The sequence below is a fragment of the Methylomonas stagni genome (genome assembly GCF_050154735.1).
Classification (GTDB): Bacteria; Pseudomonadota; Gammaproteobacteria; order Methylococcales; family Methylomonadaceae; genus Methylomonas; species Methylomonas koyamae_A.
Genome location: NZ_CP189557.1, coordinates 3,969,315 through 3,994,794, shown reverse-complemented (window position 1 = coordinate 3,994,794; position 25,480 = coordinate 3,969,315). Strand labels below are relative to the sequence as shown.

General features: G+C 56.6%; 24 protein-coding genes and 1 pseudogene. 2 read left to right on the top strand and 23 right to left on the bottom strand.

What is annotated here, in order from left to right:
* Positions 1-156: 156 nt before the first annotated feature.
* From ACP4CD_RS18385 to ACP4CD_RS18320, 14 genes are all read right to left on the bottom strand, one after another.
* Positions 157-2,763 (bottom strand): glycosyltransferase, encoded by a 2,607-nt coding sequence (locus ACP4CD_RS18385; RefSeq protein ID WP_071159101.1) that lies wholly within the window; start codon positions 2,761-2,763, stop codon positions 157-159.
* Between the two features lie 223 nt (positions 2,764-2,986).
* Positions 2,987-3,184 carry a winged helix-turn-helix domain-containing protein gene (locus tag ACP4CD_RS18380; protein ID WP_064028147.1) on the bottom strand — a complete coding sequence of 66 codons (198 nt, stop codon included), beginning with the start codon at positions 3,182-3,184 and terminating at the stop codon, positions 2,987-2,989.
* An 87-nt stretch (positions 3,185-3,271) separates the two neighbouring features.
* Positions 3,272-3,526 carry a cell division topological specificity factor MinE gene (gene minE / locus ACP4CD_RS18375; protein ID WP_064028145.1) on the bottom strand — a complete coding sequence of 85 codons (255 nt, stop codon included), beginning with the start codon at positions 3,524-3,526 and terminating at the stop codon, positions 3,272-3,274.
* Positions 3,526-4,338, bottom strand: a complete 813-nt coding sequence (gene minD, locus ACP4CD_RS18370; RefSeq protein ID WP_064028142.1) for a septum site-determining protein MinD — start codon at positions 4,336-4,338, stop codon at positions 3,526-3,528. Before minD ends, minE begins: the two co-directional genes overlap by 1 nt.
* A gap of 19 nt (positions 4,339-4,357) precedes the next feature.
* Positions 4,358-5,101 (bottom strand): septum site-determining protein MinC, encoded by a 744-nt coding sequence (gene minC, locus ACP4CD_RS18365; RefSeq protein ID WP_071159105.1) that lies wholly within the window; start codon positions 5,099-5,101, stop codon positions 4,358-4,360.
* A gap of 69 nt (positions 5,102-5,170) precedes the next feature.
* Positions 5,171-6,529 carry a magnesium transporter gene (gene mgtE / locus ACP4CD_RS18360; RefSeq protein ID WP_426992005.1) on the bottom strand — a complete coding sequence of 453 codons (1,359 nt, stop codon included), beginning with the start codon at positions 6,527-6,529 and terminating at the stop codon, positions 5,171-5,173.
* Positions 6,530-6,546: 17 nt separating this feature from the next.
* Positions 6,547-7,416, bottom strand: a complete 870-nt coding sequence (gene rapZ / locus ACP4CD_RS18355) for an RNase adapter RapZ (protein ID WP_064028138.1) — start codon at positions 7,414-7,416, stop codon at positions 6,547-6,549.
* Complete coding sequence (gene hpf / locus ACP4CD_RS18350) at positions 7,413-7,757, bottom strand: ribosome hibernation-promoting factor, HPF/YfiA family (RefSeq protein ID WP_426992004.1); 345 nt, start codon at positions 7,755-7,757, stop codon at positions 7,413-7,415. Before hpf ends, rapZ begins: the two co-directional genes overlap by 4 nt.
* A gap of 36 nt (positions 7,758-7,793) precedes the next feature.
* Positions 7,794-9,230, bottom strand: a complete 1,437-nt coding sequence (locus ACP4CD_RS18345; RefSeq protein WP_168028407.1) for an RNA polymerase factor sigma-54 — start codon at positions 9,228-9,230, stop codon at positions 7,794-7,796.
* A 14-nt stretch (positions 9,231-9,244) separates the two neighbouring features.
* Entirely contained in the window at positions 9,245-9,970 is a 726-nt protein-coding gene (gene lptB, locus ACP4CD_RS18340) for an LPS export ABC transporter ATP-binding protein (protein WP_426992002.1), read from the bottom strand.
* Positions 9,970-10,470 (bottom strand): lipopolysaccharide transport periplasmic protein LptA, encoded by a 501-nt coding sequence (lptA, locus tag ACP4CD_RS18335; protein WP_064028129.1) that lies wholly within the window; start codon positions 10,468-10,470, stop codon positions 9,970-9,972. Before lptA ends, lptB begins: the two co-directional genes overlap by 1 nt.
* Positions 10,457-11,026, bottom strand: coding sequence for an LPS export ABC transporter periplasmic protein LptC (lptC, locus tag ACP4CD_RS18330; RefSeq protein WP_064028127.1), 570 nt, complete (start codon positions 11,024-11,026; stop codon positions 10,457-10,459). The genes lptA and lptC overlap by 14 nt, the downstream gene beginning before the upstream one ends.
* Positions 11,023-11,556: a 3-deoxy-manno-octulosonate-8-phosphatase KdsC gene (gene kdsC, locus ACP4CD_RS18325; RefSeq protein ID WP_064028125.1), complete on the bottom strand. Its 534-nt coding sequence runs from the start codon at positions 11,554-11,556 to the stop codon at positions 11,023-11,025. The genes lptC and kdsC overlap by 4 nt, the downstream gene beginning before the upstream one ends.
* A 12-nt stretch (positions 11,557-11,568) precedes the next feature.
* Positions 11,569-12,543: a KpsF/GutQ family sugar-phosphate isomerase gene (locus tag ACP4CD_RS18320; protein ID WP_281021693.1), complete on the bottom strand. Its 975-nt coding sequence runs from the start codon at positions 12,541-12,543 to the stop codon at positions 11,569-11,571.
* Positions 12,544-12,972: 429 nt separating this feature from the next.
* Between ACP4CD_RS18320 and ACP4CD_RS18315 the strand changes: the two are divergent.
* Both ACP4CD_RS18315 and ACP4CD_RS18310 read left to right on the top strand, forming a co-directional pair.
* A pseudogene (locus ACP4CD_RS18315) lies at positions 12,973-13,868 on the top strand (helix-turn-helix transcriptional regulator); the annotation flags it as partial.
* 54 nt (positions 13,869-13,922) lie between these two features.
* Positions 13,923-14,738: an IS110 family transposase gene (locus ACP4CD_RS18310; protein WP_426994707.1), complete on the top strand. Its 816-nt coding sequence runs from the start codon at positions 13,923-13,925 to the stop codon at positions 14,736-14,738.
* Between the two features lie 491 nt (positions 14,739-15,229).
* Here the strand turns inward: ACP4CD_RS18310 and ACP4CD_RS18305 are convergent, their stop codons facing one another.
* The 9 genes from ACP4CD_RS18305 to ACP4CD_RS18265 form a co-directional block, all read right to left on the bottom strand.
* Positions 15,230-15,772 (bottom strand): flavin reductase family protein, encoded by a 543-nt coding sequence (locus ACP4CD_RS18305; RefSeq protein WP_426992001.1) that lies wholly within the window; start codon positions 15,770-15,772, stop codon positions 15,230-15,232.
* A 262-nt stretch (positions 15,773-16,034) separates the two neighbouring features.
* The gene (locus ACP4CD_RS18300) at positions 16,035-16,763 is read right to left on the bottom strand and encodes a hypothetical protein (protein WP_426992000.1); all 729 of its coding nucleotides are present in this window, start codon (positions 16,761-16,763) and stop codon (positions 16,035-16,037) included.
* Positions 16,764-17,048: 285 nt separating this feature from the next.
* The gene (locus ACP4CD_RS18295) at positions 17,049-17,360 is read right to left on the bottom strand and encodes a hypothetical protein (protein ID WP_426991999.1); all 312 of its coding nucleotides are present in this window, start codon (positions 17,358-17,360) and stop codon (positions 17,049-17,051) included.
* A 275-nt stretch (positions 17,361-17,635) separates the two neighbouring features.
* Positions 17,636-18,007, bottom strand: coding sequence for a hypothetical protein (locus ACP4CD_RS18290; protein ID WP_426991998.1), 372 nt, complete (start codon positions 18,005-18,007; stop codon positions 17,636-17,638).
* Positions 18,008-18,228: 221 nt separating this feature from the next.
* On the bottom strand, positions 18,229-21,333 hold the full coding sequence (locus ACP4CD_RS18285) for an efflux RND transporter permease subunit (RefSeq protein ID WP_426991997.1): 3,105 nt from the start codon (positions 21,331-21,333) through the stop codon (positions 18,229-18,231).
* Positions 21,330-22,496: an efflux RND transporter periplasmic adaptor subunit gene (locus ACP4CD_RS18280; protein WP_426991995.1), complete on the bottom strand. Its 1,167-nt coding sequence runs from the start codon at positions 22,494-22,496 to the stop codon at positions 21,330-21,332. Before ACP4CD_RS18280 ends, ACP4CD_RS18285 begins: the two co-directional genes overlap by 4 nt.
* Positions 22,493-23,875, bottom strand: coding sequence for an efflux transporter outer membrane subunit (locus ACP4CD_RS18275; protein ID WP_426991993.1), 1,383 nt, complete (start codon positions 23,873-23,875; stop codon positions 22,493-22,495). Before ACP4CD_RS18275 ends, ACP4CD_RS18280 begins: the two co-directional genes overlap by 4 nt.
* Before the next feature lie 12 nt (positions 23,876-23,887).
* Positions 23,888-24,496, bottom strand: a complete 609-nt coding sequence (locus ACP4CD_RS18270; protein ID WP_426991991.1) for a PepSY-associated TM helix domain-containing protein — start codon at positions 24,494-24,496, stop codon at positions 23,888-23,890.
* A complete protein-coding gene (locus ACP4CD_RS18265; protein ID WP_426991989.1) occupies positions 24,493-25,083 on the bottom strand; it encodes a PepSY-associated TM helix domain-containing protein in 591 nt (196 codons plus the stop codon). The genes ACP4CD_RS18270 and ACP4CD_RS18265 overlap by 4 nt, the downstream gene beginning before the upstream one ends.
* Positions 25,084-25,480: the final 397 nt, after the last annotated feature.

Sequence of the window (25,480 nt, the reverse complement as noted above, 5' to 3'; positions counted from 1 at the left end):
CATCTTTCGCAACTTTCGAATTGATGATTCCATTTTTGCGATCAGGAAATCCGCCATGTTGCTTAAGTTTGCTTTCGGCGCGAGACGACCATCAAAAAAAGCATAAAAAAGCCCTCGCCAACTGAATGTCGGCGAGGGCTCGGTCGGTCCGGTTAGTTATTCAGCGTCCATTTCGTCGGCCGACAGCTTCTGGCCGGGGATGTAGTTGGGGGCCACGCTGATCAAAATGGTCAGGAAGGTCGCAATATACGGCACCGACTGCACCACCAATACCGCCACCCACAAGCGGCCGCTCAGATTGTCGAACTGTGGCTCCATCCGCATCGCGACCGCGCCTGCCAGCAGCAGGATCAGCAGTAACAGTTCCTGCCAGATAATCAGCAAACCGGCAACTAGCGGGCCTTGCTGCTCGTATTTGGGCGTCCGCATGAACGGTTTACCGGATGTAAACAAGCCTTGCAAGGTGCCGCGCGCCACGGTGTGGGTCAACGACAAACCGGCCAAGGCCGCGCCCAAGGCTTGCCAGAGCGAGCATGCCACCCTGGCCTTATACAGCCACAGCCCACGCAGGATCTTGAACGCGAACAAACCTATCGTCGGCAACAGAAAGGCGTTGACCGGCAACTCGCTATGTTTCGGATCGTAAAGCAGCAAGGCCGTCAACACTAAGCTGGTACCGGTGAACAGTAGGGCCAACGCGTCGGAAAACCAGGGCAACCAACCGGCGACGAAGTAGTAGCGCTGCGCCGACGTCAACGAGGACTTCTTATTGGGCAGGAAATGCCGCCAATGTTGCTTGATGATCTGCATCGCACCGTAGACCCACCGGAAACGTTGGGTCATGTAACCGGAAAACGTATCCGGCATCAGACCGCGACCGAAGGATTCCTTGCAATAAACCGAGTCGTAACCAGCCTCGTACAAGCGCAAACCCAGTTCGCTATCCTCGCAGATACACCATTCGCCCCACGGACCGACTTTTTCGAAAGCCGATTTGCGGATCATCGTCATCGTGCCGTGCTGAATAATCGCGTTGTACTCGTTGCGCTGCACCATGCCGATATTAAAAAATCCGGCATATTCCCAATAGCACATATTTTTGAAGGAACTTTGGTGAGAATCCCGGTAGTCTTGCGGCGATTGCACAAAGCCGACGTTTTCCTGATCGAAGTAGGGCACCATGGCTTTCAGCCAATCCGGCGACAGGATGTAATCGCTGTCGATGACCGCGATGATTTCTGCGTCTTCGGCGGTGTTTTCCAGTGCGTAGTTGATCGCGCCGGCTTTATAGCCCGGCCAATTGTCCAAATGGAAGAAGCGGAATTTCGCCCCCAACCGGTCGCAATCGTCGCGGACCGGCCGCCAAACCGCCGGGTCCTTGGTATTGTTGTCCATCACCAGGACTTCGAAGTTCGGGTAATCGACCTTGGCCAGCGCGTTCAGCGTCTTGCGGACCATTTCCGGCGGCTCGTTATGGATCGGCAAATGAATGGACACTTTCGGATAGCGGAAATCCGTCGGCGGCGTTAACGGCGTAAAGGTACGTCGGCCCTTGCGGTGCCATAACACTTCGGCGATTTCCAGACTCTCGGTCAACAGCACCAAAATCGCCATCGCCTGCATCATCAACAAAATCGCCCAAAACACCACGGAGAATCCGGTCTGATATTGCGCGGCGGCGATAGACGCGGACCAAAACAGTACCGACGCCGCCAAGTTGGCGACGATGCCGAAAAACAGCTTGCCGGGTAGCTTCAAGCTCTTGCGGGTGAATAGGAACGCCGCCATCAGGATGATGCTCAACAAGGCCGCGCCGCTGGCCCAGTTGCGCCAAGTCGGGTTGGCCAGCACGTCGCCTTCCATCGGAAACTTGGGTTCTCGATCGACGTTGAACACGCCCCAATAAGCGCCGGCGGTCCCTTCGATCTCGATTTTCCAAGGTTGGTCGAAGGCTTCGACAACGTAATAAATCAGCTTTTCTTCGGTGGCCCGGTTCAAAAATCCGCGCAAAAATTTAGCCTGATTGGCCAACGAAGCGGTCGAGTGTTTGTAGGGCTGTCCGTCCGACGGCCAACCGACCTCGGAAATCACGATTTGCTTGCCGGGGTACATGGCTTGCAATTCGTGATAGCGCATGAATACGTAATCGACCGCCTCTTCGATCGGAATGCCTTCCCAGTAGGGCAGAATATGCACGCCAATGTAATCTACTTCGGCAACCAGCTCGGGATGGGCTTCCCATACGTCCCAGGTTTCGGCGGTACTGACCGGCTTCCAGGTGCGTTTTTTCACCTCGCGGATGTACTCGATCAACTCCTCTATTTCGACGTTCTTGCGGATCTGGGTCTCGTTGCCGACCAGCGTGCGAACAATGGCTTTCGGATATTGGTTGCTAAGCTGGATCAGCGCTTCGATTTCCCGGCGGTTTTTCTCGCGGTCGTCGTCTATCCAGGCGCCCATCGCCAAGTTCAAGCCGTTCTTGGCCGCCAGTTCCGGCACGACTTCCATGCCTTCCAACGCGGTATAGGTTCTGATCGAATGCGCCTTGTCCGACAGCAGGTTAATGTCTTCGGCGATTTGTTCCTGGGTCGGGTACTTGCCTTCGCGCGGGTTGGAATCTCGACGCATCGGGCTAAAGGTCAGCCCCATCATGGTTTTATTCCAGGACGGGATTTTTAGGGGATTGTTAATGTAGGACCAGATACCGAGGTTGACGGCAACCAGAAACACCAATGAAAAAAAGGTGGCAATTTTGGCTTTCATTTCGGGTGACAAACTCCGCTAGGGAAAAATTATTGTTGTTATGGCGGTTATCGAGACGCATCGGTCGCACCGACGGACGTTAACGCCGCCACGCCGGGCATTCCCGGCGGACGGCGAATCGGAGGGCACCTCCCGGATCGTCCAATACCGCGATACAGCCACCGGTATTGGAAGCGAACGCGCTTAGGCCAGTCTTAAGCGCTCCGGAGAGACAAAGGAACGATTACTTGAGAGAGACCGTTTCAACGCGGCCTTTCATTTCGATGTTGAGTTTATCTTCCTTAGCCAGCCAGCCCAAGGCCCGCTGTACCTCGTTTTTGCCCAAACCAGTCTCGGTGGTGATTTTGTTGACACTGGCCTCACCGTTGGTATTCAAAAATTGCCAGATTTTTCCGGCCGCTTCACCAATTATCTCTACCATTTCAGCTCCTCACACTTTAAGCAACAAAAAAATCGGGTATTCGGTCCGGCGCCACGCGGCAGACATGCAACAAACGCTAAAGCACTATTAACGTTCGTCGGGCAACACAATATTGAGTTCCAATGTTTCCTGATTGCCATCCTGCTCGAAATTGACGGTAATCGCATCCTGACTGACATTGACGTATTTACGAATCACCGCGAGCAACTCCTGTTGCAATTGCGGCAGATAAGAAGGCTGATTTCGCGAGGCGCGCTCGTGGGCGACCAGAATTTGCAGCCGTTCCTTGGCCAACGATGCGCTACTGGGCTTGGATGACCGGAAATAATCTAACAGACTCATCACTTACTCCCGAACAGCTTGCTAAACAAGCCCTTCTTCTCTTCCTCTATGAATCGGTGGGGACGATCCTCGCCCAAATAACGCGCGACGATGTCGGCATAAGCCTGACCGGCGTCGCTTTGCTCGTCCAAAATCACCGGGGTGCCCGAGTTGGAGGCATTCAATACCGACTTGGACTCGGGAATCACGCCCAACAGATGCAGCGACAAAATTTCCTGCACGTCATCCACGCTCAACATTTCGCCCAGCTTGACCCGATCGGGGGAATAACGGGTCAGCAACAAATATTCCTTGATCGGCTCGTCACCCTTCTCGGCGCGGCGCGACTTGCTAGCCAGTATACCCAGCATTCGATCCGAATCGCGCACCGACGACACTTCCGGGTTGGTCACGACGAAGGCATCGTCGGCAAAGTACATGGCAAGTGTAGCACCGCGTTCGATTCCAGCGGGCGAATCGCAAACGATGTATTTAAAATCCTTGGCTAGTTCTTCGAGAATGCGCTCGACGCCTTCCAGGGTCAGCGCATCCTTATCGCGGGTTTGCGAGGCGGGCAAGATATAGAGCTGATCGCAACGCTTGTCCTTGATCAGGGCTTGGTTCAAGGTTGCTTCGTTGTTGATCACATTGACCAAATCGTAGACCACTCGCCGTTCGCACCCCATGATCAAATCCAGATTACGCAGACCGACATCGAAATCGATAACAGCGGTTTTATGGCCTTTCTTGGCCAAACCCATCGCGATAGCCGCGCTGGTGGTGGTTTTACCCACGCCGCCTTTTCCTGATGTTACTACGATAATTCTGGCCAATGTCGTTCCTCCTAGAAATCTAAAGTTCTTTGATGATCAGCTTCTGGTTCGCCAGACTGATTTGTACCGGTTTATGCGGGGCGTGCTGACTCAAATCGTCGCGGAGCTGGTAGGTGCCGGCAATCGAAATCAACTCGGCTTGCAAATCGGAACAAAAAATCCGACTCTCGGCATTGCCTAGCACGCCAGCCAAGGCGCGTCCCCGCAACGAACCGTAGACATGGATGTTGCCCTCCGCCATGATTTCGGCACCGGCACTGACAGTCGCGGTCACGATCAAATCGCCTTTGGCGTAAACGCGCTGTCCGGAACGTACCGGTTGAGTGATTAATTTATTTTCGACGTTCGACGCGGCGGGGGCCGATGGTGGTGGCTCCGGCGTCGGCAATGGCTGCTTGGCGGGCTCTTTGCTGATTAGCGGAGTATTGCTACCGTGCAGCGAATGCACCGGCAGATTCATCGCCAGCGCTACTTGGTTTTGTTGCTCGTTACCGCCGCGGATGCCGACCGGCATGAACCCGTGGGAACGCACGGTCGCCACGATGTCGGCGAAATCTAGCACCAGATTCTGCGCGTTGAGCTTTTGCAAATCGATCAACAACGGCGAATTGCGAAAGAACTCCGGGGCCTGGGCGACTTTTTCCTTGAGTTGCTCGTCGATGGCGGGCAAGTCGTTTCCGGACAGCAGCAGCACCGGGACGGTCAATGAGGTGCTTTTAAACTCCAAAGCTGTTTTTTGCGAGTTAATGGTGCCGGTGGACATCGATTTGGGAAAATCAGCTCATGTATGACCCCGAATGTTAGCATTTTCCGTGACAAAAAGCACAATCGCTTACAGTAAAAACAGCGTCGCCAAACCTAAAAAGGTCATAAAACCAACCACATCGGTGACCGTTGTCAACAGCACCCCGCCAGCCAACGCCGGATCGACACCGATTTTTTGTAACAAAACCGGAATCGCCACACCGGAAAAGGCCGCGCACACCAAATTGATCAGCATCGCCGCGCCGAGCAGGATACCAATGTGCGGATTGTGAAACCAAACTCCGGCCACGGCGGCGACGACGACCGCCCAAATCAGCCCGTTCAACAAGCCGACCGAAATTTCCTTGAACAACAAGCCGCGAGCGTTGCCGCCGCTGATCTGGCCCAGCGCCAAGCCTCTAACCACCAGCGTCAAGGTTTGACTTCCGGCGATACCGCCCATGCTGGCGACGATCGGCATCAATACCGCCAAAACCACGATTTGCTGTATCGTATCTTCGAACAAATCGATGACCCAGGCCGCCAGAAACGCGGTCAACAAATTGACGCCCAGCCACAAGGCCCGGCGTTTGGCGCTGGCCACGACCGGTGCGAACATGTCGTGTTCCTCGGTCAAGCCGGCCATGCTCATCAGCGAATGATCGGCTTCTTCGCGAATCACATCCAGGATGTCGTCGATCGTAATCCTACCCAACACTTTACCGTCGTCGGCCAGTACCGGTACCGACAGCAATTTGCGCCGCTCGAACAGCGCGGCCACGTCTCGGCTCGGGGTTTTGTAGGAAATCCCCGGACTCTTGGTATCCATCAACTCGGAAACCTTGGTGTGCGGATCGTGCGTCAACAACTGGCTGATCGCCAACACCCCCTGAAAACTATCCTTGCGATCGACGACGATCAGGCTGTCGGTGCCGGCCGGCACCCGGCCGCGCAACCGCAAATAGCGCGACACCACATCCAAGGTGACATCCGCCCGTATCGTCAATACCTCCCTCGACATCAAGCCGCCCGCCGTATGCTCGCCGTAACTTAGCGCTTGTTCGAACCGATTGCGGTTGTGCACTCCGATCGATTCCATAACCTGAGACAGCAAGGGTTCCGGCAAGACATGCAACAAGTCCACCATGCCGTCGGCACCCATTTGCTCGGTCGCGGCCATCAAATCCTTGCGGTCGGTGATCGCCAACAACGCGGTCGCGACTTCGACATTCAACTCGATCAACACCTCGCCCATGACACCGGGCGGAATCAAACGCCACAGGCTGGCGCGCGGCTCCGGTTCCAGTGCCTCCAGCACGAATGCCGCTTCGGCCGGATATAGCGAACGCACCAGATTGCGAATTTCGATCTGCGAGCCCTTGGCCAGAATCGCCGTAGCGCGCGCCAAGAGATGTTCGCCGTTTTCCGGCAGGGTGGGTGTTGTCATAAGCTGAAACCGGAAGGTTAGGAGGCCGGGAAACGTAACTCCCGATGCCTGACGATAATGTTAGGGGTAAGGGTTTTAAAGTGTTGCCCCAGCGTCTCGACCAAGTATACCGAACGGTGTTGACCGCCAGTGCAGCCGATCGCGATCGTCAGGTAGCTGCGATTGTCGGACTCGAAACGCGGCGCCCAACGGCCGACGAAATAACCGACATCGTGCAGAAATTCCTTGACGGCCGTTTCGTGCTGCAAAAATTCGACCACTTCGGCGTGTTTACCGGTCAAACCCCTTAGCTGCGGCACCCAATACGGATTCGGCAAACTGCGGGCGTCGAACACGAAATCGGCATCCAGCGGCATGCCGTATTTGAAGCCGAAAGACTGAAACAAAATGGACAGCGAACTCTTGCCTTTCTCGCCCAAGCGGTTTTTCAACAAGTCCCGCAACTGATGGTAATGGGTAAAACTGGTATCGATGACGATATCCGCGATCACCGCCACCGGATGCAACATTTGCCGTTCGATGTCCAGCGCCTCGCGCAACGGCAAGCTTTCGGTGGTCAACGGATGTTTGCGCCGAGTTTCGCTGTAACGCTTCAGGATGATGTTTTCGTCGGCTTCCATGTAAACCACTTCGCAATCGATACCCTTGCCGCGAATAAATGCGATGCAATCGGGGAAGTCCGCCAGTTTTTCGGTGCGATTGCGAGCGTCGATGCCGATCGCGGTCTTGGCGTACGTGGCCGGCGCCTTCGCCATCACGTCGTCGACAAATTGCTGCAACAGCACCACCGGCAGGTTATCGATGCAGTAGTAACCGCAGTCCTCCAGGGTATCCAGGGCGATACTTTTTCCGGAACCGGACAAGCCGCTGACGATGACGAGTTTCATGATGAGAATTCGAGGCGGGGACGCCAAACCGTCCCCGCGAACCGATAGGAATTAACGGTGATTTTGGTTTTTTCTTTGTGTTTGACGATTTGTCTGTCCAGTTTATCGACCATGTTATCGATCGCGACATACATATCTTCCTGGACATCCTCGGCATACAGTTTGGCGCCGCTGATTTGCACGGCCGCTTCGGCTTTTTGCTCCAGTTTCTCGACGGTCAAAATCACGTGAACGTCCACGACGTTGTCGAAATGACGCTTGATCTTGCTGATTTTGTCTTCGACATGAGCTTTTAACGAATCGGTAACTTCTACGTGATGACCGGTGATACTAACTTGCATGGAATACTCCTGTTTTTAAAAATTATGCTTCCGTACTCAGATAAGCCTTTTCCGCTGGCTGGTTGGCGGTATCGACATCGCTTCCCGGTATTTGGCAATGGTGCGGCGGGCGACGTTGATGCCTTTTTCATTCAATAAGTCGGATATTTTACTATCGCTTAATGGCTTGGCCGGGTTTTCGGAACCGACCAATTCTTTGATCAGCGCCCGAATCGCGGTCGCCGAACATTCTCCGCCGCCATCGGTACTGACATGGCTGGAGAAGAAGTATTTGAATTCGATGACGCCGTGCGGCGTGTGCATGTATTTTTGGGTGGTGACCCTGGAAATCGTCGACTCGTGAAGTTCCAGTTCCTCGGCGATATCCCGCAACACCATCGGCTTCATCGCGATCGCGCCGTGCTCGAAAAAATCGCCCTGCTTTTCGACGATGCTGCGCGCGACCCGCAACAAGGTGTCGTTGCGGCTGTGCAGGCTTTTGATAAACCAGCGCGCTTCCTGCAGATGGTTTTTCATGCTGACGTTGTCCTGGCTGTTGTCAGCCCGCTTGATCATCCCGGAATAAAACGGATTAATCCGTAATTTCGGGGCGATTTCCGGATTCAGATTGACTTGCCACGCCCCGGCTACCTTCGCGACGAACACATCGGGCACCACGTATTCGACGCTGACTTCCTGGACTTGACCGCCAGGCTTGGGGTCCAAGGTGCGGATCAAGGCCAACACGCCCCGCAACACGTCCTCGGTCATACCGACGCGCTTGATCAAGCGGGCCTGATCGCAAGTCGCCAGTAAATCCAGATGTCGTTTAACAAAATCCAGCGCCTCCTCCCGGTAGGGTGTCGTCGCCGGCAACTGCAGCAACTGCAAACGCAGGCAATCGGCCAAGTCCAAAGCCGCCACGCCGACCGGGTCGAAATTCTGCAGCATGTGCAACACGGCCTGAACCTCGTCGATTTCCAGATTGTCGAGCTGCTCCTGCAAGCCCTGACAAATGTCGTTCAGATCGGTGGCGATGTAACCGTCGTCGTTGATGGCATCGATAATCGCCGCCGCGATCGCGTAGTCGCGGTCGGAGATGGGCAGCAACTCCAATTGCCAGAATAAATGATCGTGCAGACTTTCGGACTTGCTGCGGAAGCTTTCGAATTCCGGCGTGTCGCCGTCGTCTCCGCCACTGGGCAAACTGCTTTCGTAAACATCGTCCCAGCTGACGTCGACCGGCAATTCGTCCGGCATGTCGGTTTGCGACCCCTCGCTGGTGACTTGATCGGGGTTTTCGGCTTTCTTTTCTCGAAAATCCAAATTCAGCGACTCTTCCTCTTCCACCTCCAGCATCATATTGGATTCAAGCGCCTGCTGGATTTCCTGCTGCAAATCCAGGGTCGACATCTGCAACAATTTGATCGCCTGCTGCAATTGCGGCGTCATCGTCAGACTCTGACCGATACGGAGTTGTAAGGATTGCTTCATGTGTATTTAAAAATCTATAAGCTAAATTTATCGCCCAGATACACTCTGCGCACTTCCGCATTGTCGACCAGTTCGCGGGATACACCCTCCGCGATAACCTTGCCGTCATTCAGGATGTAGGCGCGATCGCATATCTCCAATGTTTCTCTGACCTTATGCTCGGTAATCAAAATACCGATGCCGCGCTGCTTCAGATGCGCGATGATTTTTTGCAATTCCAGCACCGAAATCGGATCGACGCCGGCAAACGGTTCGTCCAGCAAAATAAATTGCGGCTCGCTGGCCAAGGCACGGGCGATTTCAACCCGGCGCCGCTCGCCGCCGGACAAGCCCAGCGCCAGTTGCTTGCGCAAATGGTTGATATTAAATTCCGCCAGCAGTTCGTCAATCATTAGCTCGATCTGACCGTCGGTCAAGTCGTCGCGAATCTGTAACACCGCCCGCAAATTATCCGCCACGTTCAATTTGCGAAACACCGACGCTTCTTGGGCCAGATAGCCTATCCCCAAGCGAGCCCGCCGATGCATCGGCTGGTAGGTGATGCGCTGATCGTCCAGGTAAATATCGCCCTTATCCGCCCTAATCAAACCGACCAGCATGTAAAAGCTGGTGGTCTTCCCGGCGCCGTTGGGGCCAAGTAAGCCGACGACTTCGCCGGTATCGACCTGCAAACCGACACCATCAACCACGTTACGGTTGTTGTAGCGCTTGTACAACTGCTCGGCAAGCAAACGCGCCATTACGGAGCCTTTTTGGTCTTGGGTTGGATCACCGAATGCACCCGCTTGCCGTCGGTGCTCTGCTCGCCGGCCTTCAACAGCGAGTTCTTGGTATCGTACTCGATATACTCGCTGGACTGTTTGGCGTCGCCCTGCCAAACCGAGGCGTTCTTCATGAAAATCAGCAGATTTTTTTCCGGGTAGAATTCGTTGACCAAGCCTTCGCCGTGCATTTCGTCCTTGCCGACGGCGGGCAACTGTTTGAAGCGCGACGGCTTACCGGTGGCAATTAGCTTGGTGATGGCTCCGTCCTTCAGGTAAACCACCAACTGATCGGCATCGATACGAATCGTGCCTTGCGTCGCGACGACGCCGCCGGTATACGTGCTGACCTGGGTTTTCTCGTCGTAGACGGCATTGTTCGAGTCGATGTAGATCGGTTGTTCCGAATCCGACTCCAGCGCAACGACCGCCGGCGCGAGCCATAACAGGCTCCAACCCAGCATTTTACTTAATTTCATAGCGACCTTTCACTTTGGACAACAATTTCAGGTGAATCGGACTGACGAAAGTCGCTTCCATACCTATTCCCGCCGTTTTATTGGGCGGGCCGATAATTTCGGCCCAAGCCGCTGTCTCCGCATAATGGCTGGCGAGATTAACCCGCAAATCCGAAGTATTGACGGTCAGCGCCGCGTTGGTTTTGGACGCCTCCCGATTGATAAAAACCGTGCCGTTCAATTGCAAATGTTCGCCGTCGGCGGCCATCACGCCACTATCGGCTTTAATCACCCAGGGCATTTGGTTGGGGTTGTACAGCGTCATCACCGGCTTTTGCAAATGGGTGCTGCCGTCGGTTTTAAAATGCTGCATCCGCTCGGCGGACAGCTCGTTTTTAGCGATACCGTCCAGACCCATTTCCTGTTTGTAATAGACCTCGCTGAAAAAATCGGGACTGTTTTCCTCGATCTTGATCTGCTCCTGACGCAGCTCATGCATTTCCGCCAGCCACCAGGACAACGCCGCCGCCAGCGCGACGTAAGCGTACACGGCCAGATTGCGGATGCGTCCCTTCATAGATAGGCCTGCAAAACCGAATCGAAACGCCCCTGCACCTGCATGATCAGATCGCAAACCTCGCGCACCGCGCCCAGTCCGCCGGCCGCTTCGGTTTGCCAGTCGGCGTAACGTTTGACCGCGAAATTGGCATCGGCAACCGCCACCGCGAAACCCACCTGGCGCATAATCGGCAAATCCAACACATCGTCGCCGACATAGCCGACCTGCTCGGCTCGCAACCCCAACAACTCCAGAATCTCGGCGAATGCGGCTCGCTTGTTCTCGTGGCCCTGGTACACGTGTTCGACGCCCAGACCACGCATGCGCAACGTCACCGAATTCGACTTGCGGCCGGAAATGACCGCCACCTCGACGCCTGTCTGCCGCAACAACTTGATACCGTGCCCGTCGCGGGCATGAAAACATTTATATTCTCGCCCCTCGTCGTCGAAAAACAGCCGGCCGTCGGTCAACACGCCGTCGACGTCCAAAATCAACAGCTTGAGGTTTTCAATGACTTGCAGCTTTTGTCTATCCAATCCGAACATGTGACGATACCTTCAAACGATGCCGGCCCGCAGCAAGTCGTGGGTATTGAGCGCACCCTGCAAGACCCGCTCGTGATCGACAACCAACAAGGCGTTGATTTTTTTGGTTTCCATAATGCGCATCGCCTCCGCCGCCAACATTCCGGCATCAATGACTGTGCCGGGTCGGCTCATGACTTGCGCGACTTGGGTAATGTGAACATCGAGATTTTTCTCCAGCATCCGCCGCAAATCGCCGTCGGTAAAAACTCCCACCACCTTGCGATCGGCATCGACCACCGCCGTCATGCCCAATTTCTTTTCGGTCATTTCCAGCAAGGCCCTACTAACCAACGCGTCGTCGGCCACCGCCGGCACTTCGTCGCCGCGATGCATCATATCCTCGACCCGCAACAGCAGGCGCTTGCCCAGGCTACCGCCCGGATGCGACAACGCAAAATCGTCGCGGGTAAAACCGCGGGTTTCCAATAAGGACACCGCCAACGCGTCGCCCATCACCAGGGCCACCGTCGTACTAGCGGTCGGCGCCAAGCCCAAAGGACAAGCTTCCTGTTCCACCGAGACGTCCAGATGCACGCTGGCCATGCGGGCCAACGTCGAATCGGCATTGCCGGTCATCGCCACCAAGGGCACTCCCAGTCGCTTAATGATAGGCAAGATCGTCAAAATTTCCCCGGTCTCGCCGGAGTTGGATAATGCCAACACCACGTCCTGGCGAGTAATCATACCCAGATCGCCATGGCTGGCCTCGCCCGGATGTACGAAAAACGCCGGCGTCCCGGTGCTGGCCAGCGTCGCGGCAATCTTACCGGCAATATGCCCGGACTTGCCCATGCCGGTCACGACCACCCGTCCCTTGCAGTCCAACAACAAATGGCAGGCCCGAACGAACGCCTCGTCGATCCGTTCCGCCAGACGCGCGACGGCCTGCATTTCGGTCTGAATCACCGCCAGCGCCAAGGCCTGAATATCGTTATCGCCGCTCACCCGTTACCCTGCCCCAAAACCGCAAAATAAAAAGGAACCATTATTGCATGTAACCGCCGGTAATTTCACGCAACACTTACATCCCAGCGACGATTACACCGCAAAACCGGGCGCGCAAATTCTCAATATTAACCTAACGATCATGAAACGATTTGTCACTGCGGACAATGAATAAGGAAGGGCGTCGTAGCGGATTCAGCGGCGATCGAAGGCGTTCCGATCCAGGTATGCCGGTCCTTTGCCCAATGGCTTTCATAAACAGTCACCAAAATTGGGAAAAAATCCGCAAGCTCACGACAAATCCAACCGTCGCAAGACTTGCCGAGCGTGCAAGCTGGCGGCGAACGACAACCCGAATTCGGCCAACATCCGGCACCTGGAAACAGGCGCTAGACTTCTCGATCGAGAAGATCACCGCGATGACGGACCATGCAGCACATCGACAAAATCATCAAATTCCATAATCTGCTAAAACACCGGCGCACACCGATTTCCGGAAAAGAACTCGATAAACAACTGGGATGCTCAAAATCCACTCGACAACGCCTGACGAAGGAACTGCCCGACCATTTAAACGCGCCGCTGATCTGCAACCGCTCGGCGGGCGGTTATTACTACGACCGTACCGACCTGCGTTACCCGTTCGAACTGCCCGGCATTTGGCTGACCGCCGACGAGCTGCAAGCCTTGATTGCCTGCCAGCATCTGCTCGGCAACCTGGCGCCGGGATTGTTACGCAACGAAATCGGCCAACTCCGCGACCATCTGCAAAAATTACTGGACCGCTCGCCGGGCATCAAAACCCAGAAACTGAGCCGGGTCAAAATCCTCAGCCACGCTTACCGCTGCCGCGACGGCGACTTGTTCCTAACGCTGGCCCAAGCCCTGTTCGAGCAACAACGGCTACTGGCTCATTACCACGCCCGTAGTGACGACCAAACCAGCGCACGGACCATCTCGCCGCAAAACCTGGTTTTATATAAAGACAACTGGTACTTGGACGCCTACTGCCACCAACTCGACGAACCGCGCACCTTCGCGCTGGACCGAATCAGGTCCGCAACCGCCAGCGGCGAACCGGCGCTTCTGCTGGAGCCGGACACACTGCAACAACACTTCGCTCCGCCTACGGCATCTTCGCCGGCACCCCAAAACATACCGCCATCCTCAATTTCTCCGCCAAGGCCGGCCGCTGGGTAGCGGACGAAACCTGGCATAGCCGACAAGAATCCGAGTGGCTGACCGACGGCCGTTACCAACTACGCATCCCCTTCAACCGCCACGAAGAATTGCTGATGGATATTCTGAAATACGGCGCCGAGGTGGAAGTGGTGGAGCCAGGGTTTTTGCGGGAGTTGGTGAAGGCGGCCGCAGAGAAAATGTTAGCGATGTATCGGTCGAATATCCGCGCTGACCGTGCGAGTTTGGTCAATAAACTGATCAAATTACCCGGCATCAAGGTCTGTCTGGAAGCCACCGGTATTTACCATTTCGATCTTGCTATTGCGCTACATGACGCCGGCATTCCGGTGATGGTGGTTAATCCCAAGGCTTCGCATAACTTCGCCAAGGCCTTGATGAAAAACAGTAAAACCGACGCCGTCGATGCCAATACCCTCGCCGAACATGTCGAGCGCATGGATTTCGTCGCCTGGACTCGACCGTCGAATCAGACCTTGGTCTTGCGTGGTTTTGCTCGCCGCATTGATGCGCTGACTAGTCAAAAAGCCGCCGCGAAAAATCATCTGCATGCGCTGAGTGCCACTCAGGAAACCCCGAAGGCCCTGCTGCGCGATGCCAAGCTGGCGATCAGTCAATTGGAAAAACGCATCGATATCCTGGCCGATGAAGCGATGGCTTTAATCGACCAGCATCCGGAACTTCAGCGCATATTCGAACTGTTGACCGGCATCAAAGGCATTGCCCAAACTAGCGCTATTGCCTTGATGGGCGAACTGCTGCTATTGCCGCACAACCTGACGCATCGCGAGTGGGTCAAGTTTGCCGGGCTCGATCCCAAGGCCTTTGAGTCGGGCAAAAGCGTACACAAGAAAATGCGGCTATCCAAGGCCGGTAACCGGCATATTCGTTCGGCGTTGTATATGCCGGCCTTGAGTGCCAAACAGCACGATCCGCATGTGCGGGCGTACTTCCAGCAAGAAACCTTTGCAAGCCGTCTGCGCCGTCATGCGTAAATTACTGCATGCGATCCATGGCATGCTGAAGTACGATCAGCCGTTCGACAACACACGGTTTTATGCCATTCCGGTACCAAATGTCGCGCAATAAAGAAACGACGAAATTTGTTGATTTTGAACAGAGTATCTACGAGCTGAAGCGGGTGGACCGGATAATTGACAGCTTTATCGGCGGATGACGCTTCGCTTATCCGCCCTACGGCCCTGGTCGCCGAAACCTTGCCGTTCGGCAGGATAACGTTTTCCAAAAAGCTCGACGGTTTGCTGGAGGCTCGGGCGTAGTCGAAAATTTCTTGATGATTTCCAGGGAGCTCGAACGCTGGCGTAAATAACGCCAACGTTTGAGCTAGAAACCAGAATCGCCGAGTTCGGAACATCCGTCGTCGCGTTCCGGACCGCAAGCGGCCGCATGAACCCGCCGCGCTAGCGTCGTCGCTAAAAACGAATGCCGGAACCGACCGAAATCCGCCGCTTTTGCGGATGGGCGATCAGATACCTTCGGGCAATTTCGCCGCCATCATTTCCCGCCGATCCAGTTTTATGCCGTCGGCAACGAAACTGCCGTCGCCGACTGCGTGCAGGGTGCGGCGTTCCGCACGTTCGTCGTCCAGATAAGCGGCCAGCCCGTCCAACACGACAACGTTGTGGCGTTCGACGATCTCGACCACCCGGCATTCGATGTTCGCCAAGCATTCTTGGATTAAAGGCGCCGCGACGTGCTGGCCGCGTAGCGCGGTCAAACCGAATTTGGCGAATTTGTCGGTATCGCTGCCAGAGCAAATGCCTATGCCGACCACCCGGTCGAGCAAATCCAGCGTCGGAATCGCCAGCACGCAGGCCTTGGTGTCGCACAACGCTTGGTAGGAATGGTTCCACGGCCCGGTTGCGATCGCGAACTTGGGCGAGAAGTCCAACACCATGGTCCAGGAAACCGTCATCACGTTGTCGCGCCGGCCGTCGTTGGTCGTCACCCACACCACCGGGCCTGGTTCGATCAACGTGAAGGCTTGGTTGAGGGGCTGGGTTTTCATCCGGCTAGACTCCGAAAGGGGGACGCCGGTAAAGCCGTCACAGCTTCACAAGCGGTCGTGATGCATCGCGTACCACGGGTACAGGCATAAGCTTATCACCGTAGCGAAGCCGGAAACAACGCGGTAGGTTCCTATCGGTCGGTATTACGTAGCCGCGATGCAGAGTTAGCGGAATCGAGGGTGTGAGCGGTTCTGTCACGTGACTAACATCGGCGACTTGTAGGGGTATGTCTTCGACATCCTCGATTCCATCAAGGTTTGATTATTGATAGAAACAAATTATTGATCCTATAAAATGATAGTCTTCATTGCCCTGTAAACCAAACATTTCGATATATTCGCAATCGGGTTGTGGGACAATACCTCGGCGAATAGTAAAAACTTGAATGTTATATCTAGTATTATTGGGCATGGAAAGACTGGCGATATATTTTTTATAGCGATTAGTAATTCTATTTATATTGGTAAGTTCTTTCGCGTCGCACCAAGTGTTTTTGCAGCTGTGTAAAGCGGCAAATAAACTAAACGGAAGTTCCGACAGTCCCGTATTGGCAGCGAGAGAGAAGTATTCTAAATTTCTTTCTAAATCTTCGATAATTTTTGCTTTTGAAGGATTGAAGCCCTTAACCTCAATGGCACAATATGGTTTGTCTAAAATATGACCGTCAGTGTAAACGGCTATATCAATTTTGCCGGCCCGTTTTGTGTTTAAATTTCCTTGCCTTAGTTCTTCAGTATATCCAAAAGGGTTGTTTGAGTACTTTTTCGAAAGCAATGGAGGACAAGAAGATGAGAATTTTTTCGTGCTATGCTCTAAATGTATTTTATATGGTCCGCCAAAGTCTTTATTCATCGCGGCAATAGATTTTGCTATATTTACAGTAATCAAGTATTCCGCATTAATCAAGTTAGTATCGTCATCCGAAAACATACGCGCGTCGTTACACGATTGATTTAATGCGGTCTTTAACCTGTCGATAAATTTATTCATTTGTTTTCCTGATTACCCATAGGTCTCAGCCAATTTGAAGGCCGTAAGGCGTAATCGTAGGGCGTCAATAGGCGAAGCCGTATTGCGCCACATGTTGGCTTTTAATCATTCGGCGCATTACGCTATCGCTAATGCGCCCTACGCGGGCTGTTAATGACGATGAGCACCAAGAACAGATATTTCATGTGAACAAGCTTCCCATATATTGCCTAACGCCTAGCTCACCCGACGAAAACCGCGCAGCGGTTTTTGGTCGGGTGGAGCGACGTGTTAGGCCCGACAGCGCTAGGGCGAAAGAGGAATGGGGGCTGCGGCGATGACATCAGAAGGCTCTTGAGTTTGTTCTTCACCATTTTCTGCTAGCAAATCGACCTGTTTTATAGGCTCAAGTGCTTCGAGAATTGCAAGCACCGGAAAATGCGCGCGATCAGACAGCCATTTAGCAACTTCTTGGTCATCATAGTAAACAAGTGCTGCTGGGCTTGGCTGCTTTCCGCGAGAAGCGACGAGATGTTTCATGATTTGAAATGTCGCTCCAAACAACTGCATGAACTCAATGTTGTAAGGTAGTGGGCAATGTATAAGCGAGCCTATCATTCGAGGCTCCTCATTTGGCCTTGCCTCCGGGTAGATAGCTATTCTTAGCCCGGGAGCCTCTTCAATTTGAGCCTTATTTGTTTTCAAGGTTGTTGCAACCCAACAGTCTGTCTGCGGATTGCCAAGAAATAAATCGGCTTTCCAAACACCTCGGATGCTTGCGGGAAGGCTTTGCGCGATAGTGCTTTGCCTCATTGCAAGAGCGATATTTTCGATATGCCGTATTAAAAACGTGGGTCTAGCTTGAGTTCCAGGAAGCAACTTTGAATTCTCTGTCAGTATGCTTTTGGCGCTTTCGATAATTGACTGATTTCCACCCTTTTCTGCCCCAAATAGAATTGACTCTGCTTGGTTGCCAACTCTGCAAAATTGATCCAGTACGTAACTGACTTTACTGTATATGGATGGTTGTCTTCCTCTGATGGAGTGGTGTAGTGCATATTCAAAGCAGATTCCATAATCACCCGGATGTTCGTTGTAGACTCTGCAAAACATTTCGAATGTGATTTTTTCATACCCCCGGCTTGCTCGACAATATCTCCCTTGGTAGAAAAGAGCATTCCTCGGAGGATTGGAATGACCATCGCAAACCGAGCTCGAATGGGCTCAGTAACGTAATTTGTTTGAACTTCGAGAGTGTATTTCATAGTCTCCCCGAGTATATATGCCTAACTAGTTATTAGATGGTTCCGTATATCTACCGAAAATGGCTCCCAAAGCGACAATTTATTGATCAGCATAGGAATTTCCCTTCTGTATATCATCGGAGTCTAGCTGGTGTGCCAGGGTTACATCAACTTGCTCGCATTGAATCAAATTGAACGATAGGCTGCAACCGCGCGCAGGCCGGTGCGCAGCGATACCGAATTCACCTCTCCCCCAACAACGCATAACAAGCCGGGGTCAAAATCAAGCTGGCGGCCATGCCGATCAGCAGGCCGGCGGACAGCGACAGCGTCATCGGGATCAGGAATTGGGCTTGGGGGCTGGTTTCCAGCAGGGTGGGCAGGAAGCCGGCGAAGTTGGTCAGGAAGGCCAATAGGATGGGCCGGAAGCGGGAACAGCAGGCCTCGGCGATCAGCACGTCCACCGGCCGCTCGTCGCCGTCGTGCTGGCGCAGATAGTCCAGCAACACCAGGCTGTCGTTAACGACGACGCCGCTAGCGGCGATCATGCCGACCAAGGATTCCATCGACAGCGGCAGGCCGGCCGCCCAGTGGGCCAGCACCGCGCCGCACCAGGCCACCGGCGCGGCCAGCAGAAAGATCAGCGGTTTGGCGTAGGAGCGAAACGGCACCGCGATCAATGCGTAAATCACCAACAGCGCGATCAGCGTGTTTTTGCCGAATGCGGCCAGCAGCTCTTTCTGCTCTTGGCGTTGCTGGCCGATTTTAACGTTCAGGCCGGGAAAGCGGCTTTCCAGCGTTGGGAAGACGTCGCGTTCCAGCACCGCGTAGACTTCGTTGGCGTCGGCCACGGTCGGATCGACCCTGGCCTGGACTTTCAGTACTCGTTGCCGGTCTTCGCGAATGATGCGGGCGTAGCCTCGCAGCACTTCCACATCCGCCAAGCTCGCCAGCGGCGCGCTGGCGCCGTTGGGCAGACGCACCGGTTGGGCTTGCAGTTGCTCCAGCGAGCGGCGCTCGCGCAGCGGAAAACGCACCATCACCTTGACTTCCTTGCGGCCGCGCATGAAGCGATGCACTTCCTCGCCGTAGTAGCCGTTGCGGACCTGTTCGGCCAGTTGTTCCAGGCGCATGCCCAGCCGTTCGGCCTCGGGCTTCAGGGTTAAATGAATTTCCGGCTTGCCGGGCTCGCCGGAATCGATCACGTCGTAGGCGCCGCGAAAGCCCTTGATTTGTTGCTTGAGTTGTTCGACCGCTGGGCCGAGTTGGGCCGGATTGTCGGCGCCGACCGTCAGTTCCAGGTCGTAAGGTTCGTCGCCTTCCTTGAAAATGAAATCCACCTGGCCGATTTGAATCTCGCCGATGCGCTTGCGCCAGTCGCGGATGAAATCCTCGACCTTGATGCGTTGGCGGCCCGCCGCCGACAATTCCAACCACAGTCCGCCGCCGTGTTCCCAGACGATGGTTTCGACGCCGACAATCACGCTATGCTCGGGATCGTGACCGCGCTTGCCGGCGCCGGGCGGCACGCCGTCCAGTTCGTCGCGCAATTCAAACAAGGCGTTTTCGACGCGGGTGGCCAGGGCTTGCGCCTCGCTGTAGGGCGCGCTTTGCGGCAGCCGGATCGAGACCCAAAAGCTGTCCTTGGACACGTCCGGATTAATCGATTGACGGACCCGGTCGCTGGCGACCAAACCCCAGCAAATAATCAGCAGGGCCGCGAACAGCGCGACGGTCAGATAGCGCCAGCGCAAGGCCGCCGCCAGTAGCGGCCGGTACACCCGCTCGACCAAACGGTCCAGGCCGCCGTTCAGCCGCGCGCGCAGCCGGTGCAAGGCGTTGCCCGTGGTCGGCGCCTGTACCGGCGCGACCAGATGCGAGGGCAGGATCAGCAGCGCCTCGATCAGCGAAAACACCAGCGTCAGGATCATGATCAGACAGATCGGCCGCATCATTTGCCCTGCCCAACCCGGCAAATACAAGCCCGGCAGAAACGCGACCAACACGATCAACACCGACAGGGTCACCGGCAGCGCCACCGCGCGCACGCCGTTGACGGCGGCTTGCAGCGGGGTTTCGCCGCCATCGATTTGCCGGCTGTGTACGCTTTCGCCGATGATGATGGCGTCGTCCACCAACACGCCCATCGCCAATAAAAAGCCGAACAGCGACAGCATGTTCAGCGAAATATCCAGCGCCGGCATCAGCCAGAACGCGCCCAGTACCGACGTGAAAATGCCGACGCCGGCCCACAAGGCCACCCGCGCCCGCAGGAACAACGTCAACACCAAACACACCAGTAAAAAGCCGCTCAGGCCGTCCTCGAGCAAGGTGCCGATGCGCTCGTCGTAGGCCTGGGAATCGTCCCACCAGCTAATCAGCCGTAAACCTTCCGGCAGACCGGCGCGGATGGCCTCGATTTCAGCCTTGACCTTGCGCGCCACCGCCACGCTGTCGCGCTCGGTGTGGATTTCCCAGCCCTGCGCGGTTTCGCCGTTGTGGCGCCAGTCGTACAAGCGTTCCTCCAGGCCGTCGCGGATCGTGGCAATCTGGTCCAGCCGCAGCCGGTTGCCGTCCGGCAAGGTCTTGACGATCAGCGCGCCGACCGCGTCGGCATCCTTGGCCCGACCAGCCACCCGCAACAACAATTCGCCGTCCGGATTGCGGATCAGGCCGCCGGGCAGGTCGACCGACGCCGCCCGCACCGCTTGGGTGACTTCGTCCAGCGTCAATTGATATTTGCGCATTTGTTCCGGCGCGACTTCGATGCCGATTTCGTAAGCCCGTTCGCCGTAATTGCGCACCCGGCTGACGCCGGGGATGGTCGACAGCTGTTGCTGAATCCGGTCGCCGAACTGTTGCAATTTGAAGGCATCGGTGTCGCCGTGCAGCGCCACCCAAATCACGCCGTCGTCGTCCTTGCGGTCGGCCGGCAGTACGTCGATTTTTTCCAGTTGCTTGGGCAGACGCGGAATGGCTTGCACCCTGGCGCGCAACAAGGCCATCATTTGTTCGCGATCCCGGTCGGGCCGAATTTCGACCGATACCAGACAGGTATCGCCCTGGATTTCGCCGTGCAAATGCTTGATACCGGGCAAGTCCTGAATCGCTTCCTCGATCGGGATACACACCGATTCCTCGACTTCGGACGGTCCCGCGCCGGGGAAGGTGGTGGCGATCTCGATCTGATGCGGACTGAAGCGGGGAAACACTTCCTTGTCGACGTCCAGCATGCCGATCACCCCGCCGGCCAGAATCAGCAGCATCAGCAAATTGGCCGCGACCGGGTTGCCGGCAAACCAGGCCAAGACCCCGCCCCGGCGGGCCGCGCCGTGCGAGCGGCTCATGGCCGTTCTGCCGAGACTTCGACCCGCATGCCGGCCACCGGCATCGGCATGTCCGAAACCACGATGCGCTCGCCGGCGTTCAGGCCGGATTTGACGATGACCCGGCCCGGCTCGCCGCGCAGAAGCTCCACGTCGCGGAAGGTCAGGCGTTGTTCGGCATCGACCAGCTTGACTTGACCTAGATTGTTCAAGGCATTGCGCGGCAAGGCGTACAGTCCGGCCCGAGCCACCCCTTCGATCTCGGCTTGCACGAACAAGCCGCTCAATAGCGGCGCTCCGCCGTCGCGGCTGTTATCGGGTTGTTCGACCTGCGCGACTAGAAACAATTGGCCGCTGCTGCTGTCCAGCTCGGCTTCGCCGCGAACGATGCGCCCCCGCCAGGTTTGCGGATGGCCGGCCACCTCGGCGCTCAAGGTCACCGCCGGCCATTGCCCGGTCCGGCCGGATTGACCCAGCGGCAAATCCAGAAATGCCAGTTCGTTGATGCCGACCGGCAGCCGGATTTCGGCGATGTCGTTGGCGTAAATCCGGGCGATCGTCGCGCCGGCCGGCAGAAACTGGCCGCGGCCGACTTGCTTATTCAGCACCCGGCCGGAAAACGGCGCGCGGATTTCGCAGCGACTACGGTCCAGCTTGGCCTTGGCCAGATCGGCTTCGGCGGCCTGCAATTTGGCTTCGGCTTCGGCCAGCTGGGGTTTGCGCAAGGCCAGGTCGCTGGCTTCGCCCTCACCCAGCGCCTGCCATTCACTGCGGGCTTGCTCGGCCTGGGCGCGTTCGTTGATCAACACCCGTTTGGCTTCGGCGATCTTGGCCTGGGTCGCGACGATGGCGTAATCGTAGTCGCGCGGATCGATGCTCGCCAGCAGCTCGTCGGCCTTGAAGAAGCCGCCGGACACCAGGGCCGGGTGCATCTTCTCCACCTTGCCGGCGACTTGGGCGATCAAGTCGATGGCTTCGCGCGGCGCGACCACGCCTTGCGAATGCACGTTCAATTTCAAGGTTTGCGGCTCGGCTTTGATGACCTCGACACGCGGCACCGGCGGCTCGGCCGGCGCCGGCAGACTGCCGGGTCGCAACGCGATCATCGCCCAGGCCGCGCCGACCGCGGCGGTCAGCACCACGGCCGGCAAAATCAGTGGTAACCATCGGGATTTTTCGTTCACACCGGGCCGCCCAAGGCCAAATACAAGTTAATGCGATTGGTTAATAACTGCCGCCGCACCGCCAGATGCGCGCTTTGCGCATTCAAGGTGCTGCGGTAGCTGTCCAGCAAGGTCAGAATTTCGATCAAACCTTGCTGATAGGAATATACCGCCAACTTGCGGCTGGCTTCGGTTTGCTCGACCGCCTCGCGCAGCGCGCGTTCCTGATCGCGCAGCCTGGCCTCGGCGGCTAGTGCCTGTTCGACTTCGCGAAACGCGTTCAGCGCCACGCTTTGGTATTGCTGGTAGGCGTCGCGGACGCGGGCTTCGTTCAGGCGGATGTCGGCTTGCAAGCGGTCGCCGGTGAACAAGGGTTGGGCCAGACCGGCCGCCAAGTTCCAGGCCGCCGAGCGCGGATCGACGATGTCGGCCAGGGCCGGCGTACTGGTGCCGCCGCTGCCGGTCAGCGTCACGCGCGGCAGCAAGGCTTTTTGCGCGCTTTCCAGCCGGGCGTCGGCGGCTGCCAAGCGCCGAAACGCGGCGGCGATATCGGGGCGGCGTGTCAGCAATTCCGCCGGCAAGCCGACCGCCAAGGCCTGGGGCGTTTCCGGCAAGGCCCTGCGGCCGGCCAATTCGCCGTCGGGGTAGCGGGCGATCAGACTCTGCAAGCGCTTGGCCAGAATCTGCACGCCGTTAAGCGCGCTGGCCGATTGCGCTTCGGCGTTGGCCAGATCGGTCAGGGCCAGACGCAAGTCCAAGCCGCGGGTCAGGCCGCGATTGAAGCGGCCGCGGATCAAATCGACGATCACGCGGCGATCCTTGACCGACTGGGCGGCGACTTCGGCTTGCCATTGCGCTTCCAGCCATTCGAAGTAGGTCTGGGCGATCGCGGCGGCCAGCGACAGACGCGCGGCGGCGTAATCGGCGGCGCTCGCGTCGGCCTCGCGTTCCTGGCCGATTTGGGCGGCCTTGATTCGGCCCCACACGTCCAGCTCCCAGCTGGCGCTGAACAGCGCGCTGAAGGCGCCGGACTCCACCGATTGGCGGCCGTCGGCGTCGCCGCGCTGGTAGCCGGGAACGAAGGACAGTTGCGGCCAGCGACCGGAGCCGGCGATCACGGCTTGTTCGCGCGCGGCATCGACCCGCGCGGCGGCGGACAGCAGGTCGAAGTTCTCGGCCAGCCCCACCCGGATCAGCGCGTTCAGTTGCTCGTCGCCGAAACCGGCCAGCCAGCCGGCTACCGGTTCCTGCACGCTCGCCGCTTCTCGCCATTGCGCGGGCACGGCCAAGGTCAACGCGGCCGGATCGCGTTCCGGCGCGGTTTCGCAAGCGCTTAGCACGCCGGCCAGACTGCCGACCAGCGCCGCGCGGCGGACATTGAATTTCGGTATTCGAATCAAGCGATGAGCGATTTAATGGGTTTTAGGACGGCGCTTTTTCAACCAGATGACCACGCCGGTGACCGACAGCATCACAATGGTCAAACCCAGCAGGCACACGAAGATCCGGTAGGGCATGCCGAACACGTTGGCCATGTGCAAGGCCGCCAGCCAAGCGGTAATGGTATTGCCATTGTATTGGCCGCTGGGCAACAGCAGCATTTTTTGCGCACCGCTGACCGCGTCGATCACCACCCGCAATTGGCCGCCCTTGTCTTGGAAATCCAGGTCGCTACGCGCGCTGTATACGTAAAAGCCTCGGCCGGCGTTATACCAGATCGCCGCAGGTTGCAATACCGCGAAGCCTTGCTCGGCCCCGGCCTTGCGCGCGGCGGCATCCGCCAACTCAAAGGCCTCGCCGATCACGACCGGCGGGTTTTGCAAGGGTTGCGGCAATTCGGGAATGTCGGTCCAGGGCTGCCGGAAATCGCTGACCGTCTGCATCACCTTGGCGTAAACCGTATCGCCCAAGTTCATGTACACACTGGACCAGGCGAAAGCCAATAACGCGATCCACACCCACAAACCGCCGGCGCGGTGCAAGTCGTAATTGATGCGGAACGACGAGCCGCGCCATTTCACGGCCCAGGCCGGCCGCCAGCGCCGCCAAAACGACGGGCCGCGGCGCGAGCCGTTAGTGGCTTGGCCGGCAGGGTCAGATAAAAACCGACGAAACAATCCAGGGTCCACACCAGCGCGGTGATGCCCAATGTCCAGGCGCCGATGTCGTCCAGGGCCAGGTTGTAATGCAGTTTATAGATAAAGGGCATCAAGTTGTTTATGCCTTCGGTAATCGAGCCCCAGTGCCGTCGGCCCAGTTCCGCGCCGGTGTAGGGGTCCAGTATCACTTGATCGAAATCCAATGCCAACGGTTGGCCGGTTTGGGCGTCGTTGTTGGGCGAAACGCCGATATCGACGTGGCGCGGCGACAGCCACAAGGAGGCTACCCGCGCGCGGCTGCCCAAGGCGTGTTCGGCGCTATCGAGTAACTGCGGAATCGGCAAGGTCTGCCGCCCGGCGGGTTCGGCGTATAGGTGCGGGCTGATCAGGCCGTCCAATTCCTCGTAGAAGGCCAACAGACTGCCGGTCAAACCGACCACGATCAAAAACGCGGTCATCGCCAAGCCGGCATAACGATGCACCAGCACCCAAAACGGGCGAATTTTCATAAGCTCTCCTTTTCGATTCGGACTTAGCAGCCGTTAGTTTGACACTCAATCTAATAAGACGACTGAGACCGCAAAATCCCCACCAAAACAGCCGATTATTTGGGCTGGCGGTTGAAGACGGGAAATTTACCCGGATGTTCGCGGCATTCGCGCGAGGGGCGATCGGCTCAATGCCGGCCGATTCACTGGTCTGGGCGCTAGGTTGACGCCGTTAGCGAAGACTGGGACGAAATTGGCGGCATGTCGCGATAACCCGGCTGAATAGGCTCGCCCGAATCTTCGCGTTACGCGTTCTCGGCGGAAAATGAATGGTCGAAGCGCTGAGGGGGGGGGGCATTCCCCACACGTCCGAAAATCGCGCCGATTTATTGCTCTCTGCGCTGGTATGTCCAATTAG